The following is a 14,115-nucleotide window of genomic DNA, read 5'->3' as shown; positions in this document are numbered from 1 at the left end:
GGGTTATCCCGCTACCGCTTGTTCCACCTCAAAACGGTTGGTTACTTTACTGTCGATCTTAACGTATGCGCTGCGCTCTTCCGCCACCACCAGCACTTCACTGACGCCCGCTTTTGCCAGCAAGCGCTGTTCTAAAACATCATCAATGGCGACATTTTCCGGGATAGCGATGCGCAAACTACTGACGTAGGGCGGTTCCTGCATGGTACTGGCGACCAGTAGCCAGATCATTGCCAGCAGCGCGCCGGCCAGAAACACCGTTTGTGAGTCGAATAGACCATCTACCCAGCCGCCAAGCGCACCGCCAATCGCCACGCCAATAAACTGGCTGGTGGAATAAATGCCCATTGCCGTGCCTTTATAGCCCGCCGGTGCTTCTTTACTGATTAACGACGGCAGCAGCGCTTCCATCAGGTTAAAAGCGAGGAAGAAGATCTGTACGCCAAGGACAATCTCCCAGAAATACGGACCCGCGCCCCACAAGATAATTTCCGCAATCAGCAGCAGCGCCACGCAGAACAGGAACACGCGCTTCATCCGGCGCTTCACTTCGGCGTAAATAATAAACGGCACCACGGACGCAAAAGAGATCAACATGGTGACCAGATAGATTTTCCAGTGATCCGGTGCGAGAAAACCGGCGGCTTCGAGCTGGCCCGGCAGGGCAACGAAGGTCGACATCAGCAGAATATGCAGGCACATAATGCCGAAGTTAAGCTTCAGCAGTTTCGGGTTGGCCATGACGGTACGAAAACCCTCTTTCACCATCCCCGATTCGCGATTACGCACATGATGCTGGCTGTTGGGCACCACCCACAGCGTCAGAGCTATCCCGACGGTGGCAAGCCCGGCAATCATCCAGAACAGGGCGTGCAGCCCCAGTTGATGGGTGATGATGGGGCCAAGCACCATCGCAATGGCGAAGGTAACGCCAAAACTGACGCCAATAAACGCCATCGCTTTGGTCCGGTTCTGCTCGCGCGTCAGATCCGACAGCAGCGCCATTACGGCAGCGGCGATAGCGCCGGAGCCCTGTAAGGCGCGGCCGAGAATAATGCCCCAGATCGATTCGGACAGGGCGGCGATCACGCTGCCGATAATAAAGATGGCCAGCCCGCCGACGATAAGCGGTTTACGCCCAATGCGGTCGGAAAGCAGACCAAAGGGAATTTGAAAAATCGCCTGCGCAAAACCATAAATACCAATCGCCAGGCCAATAAGCGCTTCGCTGGCACCCTGCAGCGCCATACCGTAAGTGGTCAGAACGGGCAGAACCATAAACATGCCGAGCATACGCAGTGAGAATACAGTTCCTAAACCCCAGGTTGCGCGTAATTCGCCTGGTGTCATTTTGAAATCGTTCATTGCCACCTCATATTGAAAACCGGACATAGTGTAGTGCGGGGGCAGGGCGGGGTAAATAACCGCTTGATGAGCAAATGTTACCTGTAAAGAGTGGCGTTAAGCCATAAAATAAGCGGGCCGGTGTACCCTTGCGTTTGATAAAAAAGTTCTTGGGCAACCTGAGTGCCATTAGCTCATTATCGACACTCAAAACTTATGGCTCCGAAGGGGTTTCGAAAAGGATGGGCATCGTTAGCTCGAGGCTCTATAAAATGCTTACGACCCTCAATGTTACACTGCGCGCATGACTGCTAACCCAGCCAGCACGTCAAACCGAAGACCACCGCCGCAAATAACGCGGTGGTACCCCAGGCGTAATCCGGCCAGTATGTTCCGGCTAAGGCTCCAAATCCGATAGTCAGCACAACGACCATCGCTACGCTGCCAAAGACCTTAAGCTGCCAGCGCAGCCATCGTTTAAAAAAGTTCATCGTATCATCCGCATGATTGAGGTTGCGATTTCCTGATCCGTCGCTAGCTGCCGTGGCAATTTGGGGTTTCGTTTGAAGATCGGTTCAACCAGGAAGTAGAGCATTTCCAGTTTTTCAGCGTACAACGCTTAATAATATCTACCATTCGCCTGCTTGAGTCGGTTAGCCGCATCAGTCGCATCTTGAACGTAACCATAACCACCGACGATCATCACGGCTTTTGTGCCAGGCCGAAGCAAGATGGCATAACACAAACACAACGGGAATAGAGAGCAGATAATTTCACAGCCGTGGGGGTATTTATCAGTAGTGTAGAGTTACCTTAAGCGGCTAGTGGCCTGAGGAAAAGGAAAGAAGGTCACCTGCGTCAACGGTTATGATCTAATTCTTGTATAATAAATAATGAGCTTTAGATCATTGTTGGATGAAAAAAATCAGGTGCGCAGCCGAAACGGGGAATAGATACTTAAAAAGCTGTTGCATGACAAACTGCTTTATATGCTCCATAAACTACCGCTAAATGCCATGTTCAGGGATTTTGTCAAATGGCTAAACTGGCGGACCGTAGCATCGCTACAGTACGGTTAAGGGGGGAATGTCTTTCTTGATTTTTAAGAAAGAATGGAATGAGTACGCTGTGCTTTGACCAGGCAAAACGTACAACCTGAGTGGCAAAAGAGCAGACTGTAATCTTGTTATAAACCATGATTGTGAGGTCAGGTAAGAGGGATGGTTAAAGCCTTATCAACTAAGCAGAATGCTATTAGAATTAATCCTGAATTTTTCTTGTGATATGCTCTTTAATCTTTCGGATACAAAACGGGTGCCCACTCACATGGAGAGAAACAATGACATTACCTGGAGAGTATACAAAAAACAATAATCTGCCAGATTATGGGTTCGCAAGAAGTCTTGGACTAGCCTCTGGCGATGATTTTGATTTTAGTTCACTGGCGAAACAGTTGGACTGTTCGCGAAATTTCAATCATGCAGGCATAATTTATTCCGACGGCGCTCAGCAGTGGCTTGTTAGACCTTCAAGAAATATAGCAACGGAACATCAAAGTACGGTCAGCCACGTCATTGTTACCCGGATAAATTCTCAGCCATCAGCTTATAACGCGACCAGAGCTCTAAATAACACAATTCAGACGCCATCCCTGGCTAATGAAATTACTTCAACAGCCATTTCATGTGGTGCCGCTGTCGTTACTGGCGTTCTGGCGATTGGTGCGGGTGTCGCTGTACCATTAACGGCTGGGGCTTCAGGTGTTGTAGCCGCAATTATCACTGCGGGTACTTTAGCAACGGTCGCTCAATGTGTGATTGGATTAAGCAGAATTACTCTAATCGCGACGGATCATGACGACGTTGTCACCTGGCTCGACAGTGAGTCATGGTATATGACAACAAGCACAGCACTGGATCTTATTTCGCTGGCGGGGGCTGGAGTTGGGTTAAAAAGTACGATTGAAACGTACAAGCTAATGAAAGCCAGTACATCGTCTAATGTTATTACCTGGCTTAAAAGTCTCAGCCGTGCAGAACGCCGCCGGATAACCGAGGAAATCATTCGCGCCCAAAACCCGGGCATATCGAATACAGGAATGAAAGCAGCTATGCGAGCTGGCTTTTATCCTAAGCGCTATCCCTCAGATGCTTTACAACGTGCCTTACAGCGAGAATTAACCGCAGCAGTAATAAACACTTCAGCATTTGCCGGTAGCGCTATGACCGGAACCCTCCGTAATCCTCAAAATATCAAATCATCAGCCCGGTATGCTATTGGTCTTATCCAGTCATTTTCGTTTATAGGAACTAATTGATAATAATGATTAAATTCCTTACCAAAAGTCTCGTATTAAGCGGGGTTATTGCAAGACAGATTAAGACTACTGATCCCCATCAGCTTGAGAAAATTAAAGACAGGCTAAAGGATCGGCTGGGTATCCCGGTTGGGTGGCATATGTCAGGAAGCCCGCTATTAGCGAGTATGATTTTAACAATAGTCAGTTTTGCCTTAGCGCAGCCCTGGTTATGGTTGGCCGTATTCAACGGATTTGGGCTGCCGCAGCATGCCGTGATGGCCGCAATTGTACCCGTTTCGCTGATTTATAGCCTTTTAATAGTGCTGGCGATGTATTTTGTTGCCCGTGGAAGTTATTCTGCGCTCAAGATTTTCCTGGTACTGCTAGCGTTTAGCGGATTAGTTAGCATAATTAACTTTATTGCTGTTTTTCTACCGGTCATATTTGACGGCGGGCAAAAAACAGGTTTTATCGTTAGTGCAATATTATCTTTATTGTTTATTATCACCAGTATTAGGTGCATCAACAGTCGCACATTTTATCGTTCTAACGCTCTCTTTTTGCACAATAGAGTCTGGCGGAAACAGTTGGTTATCCAGCGTCAAAGCTTGCGTGGTTCATCCTAATAAAACAGGGAAAAGTCTGGGTGTCGCACATATTTAAATCTAGATGAGAGGGCCAGACCTGCTGCGACAGATCTTCACTAATACGAATAGAGAACGCTCGAATTATAAAGGATAAGATCATGCAACGTTTGTATGAAATTAAAAAAAGGCTCGATGTAATCGAGCAAGCGCTAAACGAACAATATCCACGTTTCAAAGCGGATCCGGTACTAACAGGGCTTATCACCGATTTGAAAGACCATGTTGATTCTGAGCGAAAGAAACTTGAGAAACAAAAAAAGCGAGGGGAGCTCACTGAGTTTGAATCCTGCTTCGTAGAGCCGGCGGTCAGAAATATATACCTTTCTTCCCTGGACAAAATCAGAAGAGGTTCTAAACCCAGCGGTAGCGTGAGCAACCACATTTTTGATACCAGCTTCACTTTGAGTTACTGGTGCCATCACATTGAGGAGTATCTGGATAAACAACAGCATTAAACAAGCCGTTACATTACACTGGCGAAACCCGGTTTTGCATCTCTGAAACAGTACGAACTGGTTATAGTTCTGTGAGTACTCATATAAAGCAATTGAACCGGATCAACGCGGTACGTGGCTATAAAGCCGCGCGTCGCATCTCCGGAAGGTCTTTTGTCATCACCCCTCTTCGCGTGCAGCGTGAATTTACTGTTGTAAAGCCCAACCAGGCCCGTGCGACTGATATCACATGTACCCGCAACTGGCAGAAATGGCTGTGTAAGTATCCCACGTAATCGAACCGTGTTTCGAAGCTAATATGGTACAGTGTTGCATGGTGATTTTTCAAATAGCTATCTGTGCGGTGATTATTGCTTTTTGCGGGCACTGGGCAAATGATTGGTGTACGTACGGCAGGGCTGCATTAATAGTAATGATGCTGCTTTTGGGACTACTGTATAGCGCGTTTCTTAATTTGTTGAGGAGTTTGTTTCGTTTACCGCCGGGCGGGGAATGGCTGATGTGGTTGGAGTAGAACATGAAACTACTGCTAATTTTCATTTTCGGGGATTTGGTCAAACGGCTACTCTACCGAACCGTGCAACGTGTCGGGCTATCGAGTTATCATCGCTGGGCTAGCTAGTGATACGGCTAATGCGATTAATTGAATATTTATTTATATTCAGAAGAAAAGCCCGCATTTCAGCGAGCTATTTTCCTCAAGCCTCGTTATTCTATGCAGCTTTTTATGGCCAACACAAAATGAGGTTTTCTATTTAGCCTGTCCCTGCAGAAAATGCTGAGCGTATTCCCCCGATACTTTCTGTTGTGGATTACCGCTGGATGTCGGATTTACGTAACTGGATGACGACGGATTATCACGATTTAATGACCATTCTCCAAGGTAATACAGGCTATTTTGTCGTGAAAACTCCCCAACCATAATAGCGTCATCAAACGTAAACATAGATTTGTCATCGTTAAGCCCAATCATAGGCGTTACGGCAACTTTGCGGTATAACTCGTCGGGCTTCAAGGAGGGATAAAACAAAGCCAATTGATTTTTGATAGCCGTTGCTGCATCCCTTGCTGCTTTACCCATCTGATTAGCATAATTCGGATTGTAGTAATCCATAGCCATACCATTGATGACAAATTTCAGCCCGGCGTCAACAGCCCTTTTCACTATTACCAACCCTTCATCTGTGAGACCTGATGGTAATGTGGGTAAGGTGAAACTGAGCGTGACTTGAGGATATGAGGCCTGAATCTTTTGCAGTGCCTCGCAGATTTTATCAATATCGAACAGACCATTTTCCAGATCAAAATCCAGGCCGTGTGCATGATAATCATTAATTACAGACGTATATGTTTCAACCAGCTGATCTACGTTAAACGAATTAGAGATATCTTGATTCGCTGCGCCACCAAAAGAAATAATCACCTCTTTTTCGTCCGAATGTAAATCATCGGCCAACGGTCTGGCCCAGTCCAGTGGCATCGTCGGTTGAGCAGCCCAGCATGCCGTATTATTTTGCGTTGCGAGTGTTATAAAACCGAATATCAGACCATCTACTTTCCAGTCTTTGGCTTGCTCTGAGTAGAGGGGATTAGGACGTCCGTTGGGATAGGTTTGCCAGTCGCTCCAGTCTGCATTGACGGTGACATCGATATAGGGTGTATATAGCGTTTTCATTTTATACCTCTGAATGTCTCTAATATATTTTAAGCAGAGATCTAAAGCAGTGTTTTATATAAATTCTCTCGATAAGAACCCACAAAAAACACTAGAACAATTGTTTTTCACATGGCGATGCCATAAGTAACGATTAATTAAGGATATCAGCCCATAAAGAACCTCTCATTTTAAAAAAAACATGTCTGGATGGGATTAATTATAAGGGGGTTTATATTAAGATCTTTTATTGTTCGTTGTGTCAGGTATGTAACATAATTCCACCGCTGATAGCGGAAGGTAAAAATAAGCTTTTAGTGTGCCGTGAGACTTTATTAAGAGTATTTATTAAGAAAGAATTATTAAATCCCTGCTGATTCCCGGAAATCCCCAATAAGGTAGGTAATAAAAGACGCATATTGATTTTTATAATCTTTATAGTGTTCCATTTGTTCTATGTTATCGCCTCTGTACCGGGGCAGATTCAGGTTAAATAAAAAATAAGCGCAATGATCATCGACTGAGTAATGCGTTGTTCGAGCATAGTACTCCGCTAATTTTGCAAAATATTATCTCAATTTTTAGTCACCAGGTTATTGCGCCAGACGAAACGCCCGGGCTGAATATAATCATCGTGGATGTGGGATGTGCAAAGGCGCAGGTAGCGAGTGAGCTGGGGTGGATGCGTACGGGGAAAGAGTCAGGAAAACTATCGCGACCGCGGCCGCTAATAAAACAAACCCCACGTTTTTACGTGGGGTTTGTAAGCACTCAGAAGGAAGGGTGCCGGAGCACGCTTCTTAGAGGGGGGTTTGCATCACCAGACGTAGGTCAGCAGGTTATGGGAATCGGGCACCATAAAATCCACCGACATCATCACGCTGAGGGAGGTAATCGCGACAATGGAGAAGACGAACAGTTTGCGCGCCCATACCTTGTCATCCTCCACTTTATAACCGCGCAGCGCCATACCTAACCACCACAGGCTCACCGCTGCAGCAACCGCCAGGTATTTATAACCCGCGTAGCCGCCAAGGGAGAGCATTAAGGTGGCGACAGCAAACGCCAGGATATAGAGCGTGATGTGGTTTTTCGCCACGGAAATGCCTTTCACCACCGGCAGTACCGGGATGTTCGCCGCCTGATAATCCTTAAAGCGGAAAATCGCGATGGCGTAGGAGTGGGGCATTTGCCACAGGCTGAAAATCGCCAGCAGAATCGCAGCACCGCTGTCGAACTCGTTGGTCACGGCGCAGTAGCCAATCACCGGCGGCGCCGCGCCAGAGAGTGAGCCAATCAGCGTGCCGTAAACGGAGTGACGTTTCATATACAGGCTATAAACGCCCACATAGACAACGAACCCCATAACGCCCAACCAGCAGGCCAGCGGATTAGCGCCAAACCACAGCAGCATAAAGCCAGCAATACCCAGCAAGGCGGCGTAAACCAGCGAGACTTTTGGCGAGATCAGCCCTCTGACCAGCACCCTGTTTTTCGTCCGTTCCATCTTTTTATCGATGTCACGATCGATGTAGTTGTTAAATACACAACCAGAGGCGACGACCAGCGACACGCCAAATAGCGTGTAGATGAACAGGGGATAATCAATGTGGCCTTTAGAGGCCAGCAGGAATCCCCCGATCACAGAGATCAAGTTGCCAAAAATAATGCCCGGTTTCGTGACTTGCAGGTATTGCTTAAACATACTTCGCCGCTCTTATCGAACCATCATGTTGTAGTTGAGGTTCCACATAATCCAGATGGAACCTACCACCACGATCGCGATGATCAGCACAGTAAAGACGAAGGCCGTCATGTTCCAGCCCTCATCAGACTTGGTGTTCATGTGCAGGAAGCACACCAGATGCACCAGAATCTGTACTACCGCGGTCACCAGCACGGTGCCGAGGATCGCCACGTGGGAGGCCGTACCGCTCATCACCATCCAGAACGGGATCACCGTCAGGATGATCGACAGGATAAATCCTGTCATGTAGGTTTTTACGCTACCGTGGGAAGCGCCATGATCCGTTGAATGACTCATTACATCGCCCCCATCAGATAAACGACTGAGAATACACAAATCCATACCACATCCAGGAAGTGCCAGAACAGGCTCAGGCACAGGATACGGGTACGGTTAGTGCTGGTCAGGCCGCGACGAGAGATCTGGAACATCAGTACCGCCATCCAGATCAGACCCGAGGTCACGTGCAGACCGTGAGTACCGACCAGCGCAAAGAACGCTGACAGGAAGCCGCTGCGATCCGGACCCATGCCTTCCGCAATCAGGTGATGGAATTCATAGAGTTCCATCCCGATAAAGCCTGCACCGAACAGCCAGGTCAACGCCAGCCAGGAAACGACCTGGCTCTTGTTGTCCTTATACATCGCGATCGCCGCCATGCCATAAGTAATGGAGCTGAACAACAGCAGGAAGGTTTCTACCAGTACGAACGGCAGTTCAAAGATGTCCTTACCTGTCGGGCCACCCGCTGTGTTATTGACTAACACAGCATAGGTCGCGAACAGGATTGAGAACACAATACAGTCGCTCATCAGGTAGATCCAGAAACCGAAGATCTTCGTCGGTCCTGAATCATGGTGCCCATGTTCGTGCGCGTGGGCGTGCGCAGTTGTCAGAGTATCAGTTGCCATTTTTCAGCCCTGCCTTTTTGATCTCATCGAAATGCTGATTTTCCAGTTTTTCGATTTCTGCAACCGGTACGTAGTAATCCACGTCCTCGTCGAAGCTTTTCACAATCCAGCTAATCACGATGCCGGCGAAACCAACGATCGCCATCCACCAGATATGCCAGATCATGGCAAAGCCAAACACCGTTGCGAAAGCGGCAATCACAATGCCCGCACCGCTGTTTTTCGGCATATGAATTTCTTCATAGTGCGCTGGCTGCTTATATGCTTCGCCTTTTTCTTTCATTTCCCAGAATGCATCACGCTCATGAACGTGCGGCACAACAGCAAAGTTATAGAACGGCGGAGGAGAAGAGGTTGACCACTCCAGCGTACGGCCGCCCCACGGGTCGCCGGACACATCGCGATTCAGGTGACGATCGCGGATGGAGACGTAGTACTGAATCAGCTGGCACAGAATACCGCAGGCAATCAGCGCAGCGCCGGCAGCAGCAACCAGCAGCATGGTGTGGAACTGCGGATCGATATGCTGGCTCAGGCGACGGGTCATACCCATAAAGCCCAGGACATACAGCGGCATAAAGGCCACGAAGAAGCCGATGATCCAGAACCAGAACGCGCGTTTACCCCAGGTTTCGTTCAGGGTAAAACCAAACGCTTTCGGCCACCAGTAAGTGATACCTGCAAAGCAACCGAACACCACACCGCCGATAATCACGTTATGGAAGTGCGCGATCAGGAACAGACTGTTGTGCAGCACAAAGTCAGCGCCCGGTACCGCCAGCAATACGCCGGTCATACCGCCTACAGAGAAGGTCACGATAAAGCCGATAGTCCACATCATCGCGGTGTGGAATACGATACGGCCCTGGTACATGGTAAACAGCCAGTTGAAGATCTTCACCCCGGTTGGGATGGCGATAATCATGGTGGCGATACCGAAGAAGGCGTTTACGTTCGCGCCCGCACCCATGGTGAAGAAGTGGTGCAGCCATACGATAAACGACAGGACGGTGATACACACGGTCGCCCAAACCAGCGAGGTGTAGCCGAACAGGCGTTTACGCGAGAAGGTCGCAGCGACTTCCGAGAACACACCGAACACCGGCAGAACCAGAATGTACACTTCCGGATGGCCCCAGGCCCAAATCAGGTTGATGTACATCATCATGTTGCCGCCCATTTCGTTGGTAAAGAAATGGGTGCCCAGATAACGGTCCAGGGTCAACAGCGCGACGGTAACGGTCAGGATCGGGAACGATGCGATAATTAGCACGTTCGCGCACAGCGAAGCCCAGGTAAAGACCGGCATCTTGAACATGGTCATGCCCGGCGCACGCATCTTCAGAATGGTAACGAAGAAGTTGATACCGGTCAGCGTCGTACCGATACCGGAAAGCTGCAGAGCCCATATCCAGTAATCGACACCTACGCCGGGGCTGTACTCTATTCCCGAGAGCGGCGGATAGGCCAGCCAACCGGTCTGGGCGAATTCACCGACGCCAAGAGAGAGGTTAACCAGGATAACGCCGACAACCGTAAACCAGAAGCTCAGGTTGTTCAGGAACGGGAACGCCACGTCGCGCGCGCCAATCTGCAGCGGAACGACCACGTTCATCAGACCAATAACCAGCGGCATCGCAACGAAGAAGATCATTATCACGCCGTGGGCGGTGAAGACCTGATCGTAGTGATGGGGCGGCAGGAAGCCTGCTTCACCCGCCGAGGCGAGGGCCTGCTGGCTACGCATCATGATGGCGTCAGCAAAACCACGCACCAGCATCACGATACCGACCAGGCAGTACATGATGCCGAGTTTTTTGTGGTCAACGGACGTCAGCCACTCTTTCCACAAGTAGTTCCACTTACCGAAGTAAGTAATCAGGGCCAGTAAAGCCAGACCCCCGATGATAATGGCAGCCACCGTAACCATAATAATGGGTTCATGGTAGGGCACTGCATCCAGTGTTAATTTTCCGAACATCGTATTCTTCCTCGACCCCTTAGTGAGAGGTTTCCGCGTGACTCATGTCCATCCCTTCCATCCCTTTATGCGAGCTTTGCTCGCCTTCCGGCTGGGTGACGTCCATGCTCATGCTGTGGCCCATAAATTTGTTGATAACGTCTTTAAACAAATCGGGTTTCACGCTGGAGAAGTATTCAACCTTGTTGTATTCGCTTGGCGCAGCAAGTTTGTCGTACGCTGCCATATCCGGCAGAGCGTTCGGCGCTTGTTTCGCTTTGGCGACCCACTGGTCGAATGCGGCACGGTCCGGCGTAGCAATAGCTTTAAACTTCATACCCGAGAAGCCCGGGCCGCTATAGCTGGCGGAGATGCCGTCGTAGATACCCGGTTCATTAGCGATCAGATGCAGGTTGGTCTGCATACCGGCCATGGCATAAATCTGGCTACCCAGACGCGGGATAAAGAACGAGTTCATCACGGAGTTGGAGGTCACTTTGAACTGAACCGGAACGTTTGCCGGGAAGGCGATTTCGTTCACGGTAGCAATGCCCTGCTCCGGATAGATGAAGAACCATTTCCAGTCCATCGAAACCACTTCGATGGTGATCGGTTTTTCATCATGGGCTAACGGTTTGCTCGGCTCGAGCGCGTGGGTGGTTTTCCATGTCAGTACGGCAAGGAACAGAATGATCAGAATAGGCACTGTCCAGACCACAGCTTCCACTTTATTGGAGTGTGACCAGTTAGGGCTATACTTCGCATCTTTATTGCTCGCACGATACTTCCAGGCGAAACCAACGGCCATCAAGATGGCGGGAATAACGACAATCAACATCAGGCCAAAGGCCGTCAGTATCAGCGAACGTTGCTCCAGTCCAATCTGTCCTTTGGGGTCAAGAAGTGCAGAATCACAGCCACTGAGTAAAACAGTGCCGGCGATTAATGACAACCATCCCAAACTTTTATTGTATTTCCTGAGTCTCATTTAACGACCTCAATTCCACGGGATCTGGTGGCGCTTAAAGTGTGCGGGCATTTTACGGAAAGGTTACGTTACTGTAAACATCATTGGCTCTGTGTCAGTAAGGTGTTACTGGGTTCTGCCGATTATGTCACACGGTATGCAACAATCTGTAAAATAGTGGTTCGCACGGCCAGAGTGTCTGATTATAACGAAAAAATCACATTACAATCAGCCGCGAGGGTAAATTGGTATAACCAATCAAATTAATATACATTTACGTAACAAATATCCAGCAAATATCGAACATTATTGGAACTAATCTGAAATCCAACAATTAATAACCCTGCTGAATCGTTAAAGAGTAGCCTTTAATTTATAAGGCACAAAACAATTAAGATTTTTTTATTGGGGTCGTTTGCATTAAGGGATCGGTAAAAAAAAAGGTGCTGGTTATTTAATGAGCATAATAATAACGAAGGTGAATTGTTTAAGGCGGTTTTTATTTTTTTGAAGGTTAAATTTTAGCGCAAAATAGCCGGGGAATATATTCTCGATAAATCATTTTTTTATTTAACTTTTTTAACATCTTTTTCTATAAGCATAAAAAAAGCGCCTTGCGCGCTTTTTTTATGCTGTTACAACAACTGCGCTTTACGCAGCGCCAGCAGATCCAGCACGCCACCGAAGAGAATGCCGATCATCGCCAACAGCGCCCCCGCTTGCAAAAGCGCAGTGTCCAACGACCACTGGGCAAGCCCGACGGCGTTAACAATCAGCGTCACCAGCCAGGCACCTAACAGCAAACAACCGATGCTCAGGATGCGCAGCGCCAGCCGGTAGGCTGGAGCGTAATATGTTCTGGGCAGGAAGGTTTCCGTCTGTTGCGTGAAGGCCAGAGTTTTCTTGCACATCACCAGCAGCACCAGTCCGGGCAGGCCCGCGACAATGGAAAAGAGATAAAAAGTCGACCAGCTGTAGCTTTCAACAAACCAGCCCGCCAGCGGGCCGACATACACCCGGCCCACCGCAGACAGCGCCGAGAGCAGCGCAAATTGGGTGGCAGAAAAGGATTTGTTGCATAGCGTCATTAACAGCGCGACAAACGCCGCCGTGCCCATACCGCCGCAGAGGTTTTCAAAAAACACCGCAATTCCCATCGTGAAGATGTTTTTCGCCGTCACGGCCAGCAGCCAGTAGCCCGCATTGGAGAGCGCCTGCAGCACGCCAAAAACCAGCAGGGCGCGAAACAGCGACAAGCGCTGCATCAACACGCCGCCTGCCAGTGCGCCAATAATCGTGGCGATAAGGCCAAGAGTTTTATTCACTACGCCCACTTCGCCTGCATCAAAGCCGACGCCGCGGATCAGAAAGGTGGTGGTCAGGCTCATGGCGAAAGCATCACCGAGCTTGTAAAGCACAATTAAGAGCAGGATAAGCCAGGCGTTGTTGCGCCCGAAAAAATCATGCAGCGGCTCGACCACCGCGCGCTGCAGGGTTTTCGGCACCGGAACCGCATCCGTTGGCTCGGGGGCAAGTAGGGTGGCGATAATGCAAGGAATCAGTAGCGCGGCCATCAGCCAATACATACCCTGCCAGCCGAGCCAGCGATCCGCCAGCCATAACGCCAGACCGCCGGAGACTAACATTCCCAGCCGATAGCCCAGGACGCTTATTGCCGCGCCCGCGCCGCGCTCTTCGAGAGGGAGCACATCGGTTTTCCACGCATCGAAAACAATATCCTGCGAGGCGGAACAAAAGGCGATAACTACCGCCAACGCCGCCATCCAGCGCAGATGGTTAGCCGGGTCGAGAAAGCCCATTACGGCAATGGAGAGCAGCAGCAACAGTTGCGTGAGCAGTAACCAGCCGCGACGACGGCCAAATAAAGGCGGCGTATAACGATCCATCAACGGCGACCAGAGGAATTTGAAAACATAGGCCTGGCCGACCAAAGAGAAGAAGCCGATGGTTTTTAAATCGATGTTTTCAACGGTCATCCACGCCTGCAGCGTGCCGCTGGTCAGGGCAAGAGGCAAACCGGAAGCAAAACCGAGAATCAGCAGAATGGCTGATTTGGGCTGAGTGAAGATGCGTAAGTAGTGACTGGACATAAGTAAGAGCTGGCCCGGAA

General features: G+C 49.3%; 12 protein-coding genes and 1 pseudogene. 4 read left to right on the top strand and 9 right to left on the bottom strand.

Annotated elements, in window-relative coordinates:
* Positions 1-3 precede the first annotated feature (3 nt).
* Positions 4-1,365: an MFS transporter gene (locus RW65_RS08280; RefSeq protein WP_039056244.1), complete on the bottom strand. Its 1,362-nt coding sequence runs from the start codon at positions 1,363-1,365 to the stop codon at positions 4-6.
* A gap of 290 nt (positions 1,366-1,655) precedes the next feature.
* Positions 1,656-1,835: a hypothetical protein gene (locus RW65_RS08275; RefSeq protein ID WP_039056243.1), complete on the bottom strand. Its 180-nt coding sequence runs from the start codon at positions 1,833-1,835 to the stop codon at positions 1,656-1,658.
* 848 nt (positions 1,836-2,683) lie between these two features.
* Between RW65_RS08275 and ssp4 the strand changes: the two genes are divergently transcribed.
* The 4 genes and pseudogenes from ssp4 to RW65_RS23025 all read left to right on the top strand — a co-directional run.
* On the top strand, positions 2,684-3,661 hold the full coding sequence (ssp4, locus tag RW65_RS08270; protein ID WP_039056242.1) for an Ssp4 family T6SS effector: 978 nt from the start codon (positions 2,684-2,686) through the stop codon (positions 3,659-3,661).
* A gap of 5 nt (positions 3,662-3,666) precedes the next feature.
* Entirely contained in the window at positions 3,667-4,269 is a 603-nt protein-coding gene (locus RW65_RS08265) for a hypothetical protein (RefSeq protein WP_231564373.1), read from the top strand.
* A gap of 119 nt (positions 4,270-4,388) precedes the next feature.
* Positions 4,389-4,745 (top strand): hypothetical protein, encoded by a 357-nt coding sequence (locus RW65_RS08260; RefSeq protein WP_039056241.1) that lies wholly within the window; start codon positions 4,389-4,391, stop codon positions 4,743-4,745.
* 83 nt (positions 4,746-4,828) lie between these two features.
* Positions 4,829-5,002 (top strand): annotated as a pseudogene (locus RW65_RS23025) (IS3 family transposase); the annotation flags it as partial.
* 494 nt (positions 5,003-5,496) lie between these two features.
* Here RW65_RS23025 and RW65_RS08250 read toward each other — a convergent pair.
* The 7 genes from RW65_RS08250 to ampG all read right to left on the bottom strand — a co-directional run bounded on the left by RW65_RS08250 (position 5,497) and on the right by ampG (position 14,095).
* Positions 5,497-6,420 carry a chitinase gene (locus tag RW65_RS08250; protein ID WP_039056239.1) on the bottom strand — a complete coding sequence of 308 codons (924 nt, stop codon included), beginning with the start codon at positions 6,418-6,420 and terminating at the stop codon, positions 5,497-5,499.
* A 796-nt stretch (positions 6,421-7,216) separates the two neighbouring features.
* Positions 7,217-8,104: a heme o synthase gene (cyoE, locus tag RW65_RS08245; RefSeq protein WP_039056238.1), complete on the bottom strand. Its 888-nt coding sequence runs from the start codon at positions 8,102-8,104 to the stop codon at positions 7,217-7,219.
* Between the two features lie 12 nt (positions 8,105-8,116).
* On the bottom strand, positions 8,117-8,443 hold the full coding sequence (locus tag RW65_RS08240) for a cytochrome o ubiquinol oxidase subunit IV (protein WP_017458876.1): 327 nt from the start codon (positions 8,441-8,443) through the stop codon (positions 8,117-8,119).
* Positions 8,443-9,057 carry a cytochrome o ubiquinol oxidase subunit III gene (locus RW65_RS08235; RefSeq protein WP_039056237.1) on the bottom strand — a complete coding sequence of 205 codons (615 nt, stop codon included), beginning with the start codon at positions 9,055-9,057 and terminating at the stop codon, positions 8,443-8,445. Before RW65_RS08235 ends, RW65_RS08240 begins: the two co-directional genes overlap by 1 nt.
* Positions 9,047-11,038: a cytochrome o ubiquinol oxidase subunit I gene (cyoB, locus tag RW65_RS08230; protein ID WP_039056236.1), complete on the bottom strand. Its 1,992-nt coding sequence runs from the start codon at positions 11,036-11,038 to the stop codon at positions 9,047-9,049. The genes RW65_RS08235 and cyoB overlap by 11 nt, the downstream gene beginning before the upstream one ends.
* 19 nt (positions 11,039-11,057) lie before the next feature.
* Complete coding sequence (cyoA, locus tag RW65_RS08225) at positions 11,058-12,005, bottom strand: cytochrome o ubiquinol oxidase subunit II (RefSeq protein WP_039056234.1); 948 nt, start codon at positions 12,003-12,005, stop codon at positions 11,058-11,060.
* Positions 12,006-12,619: 614 nt separating this feature from the next.
* A complete protein-coding gene (gene ampG, locus RW65_RS08220) occupies positions 12,620-14,095 on the bottom strand; it encodes a muropeptide MFS transporter AmpG (protein WP_039056233.1) in 1,476 nt (491 codons plus the stop codon).
* Between the last annotated feature and the right edge of the window lie 20 nt (positions 14,096-14,115).

Origin of the sequence: Enterobacter sp. Bisph1 (genome assembly GCF_000814905.1) — a bacterium.
Taxonomy (GTDB): Bacteria; Pseudomonadota; Gammaproteobacteria; order Enterobacterales; family Enterobacteriaceae; genus Kosakonia.
Note: the sequence above shows the minus strand (reverse complement) of the source record. Positions and strands in the feature narration are given on the sequence as shown.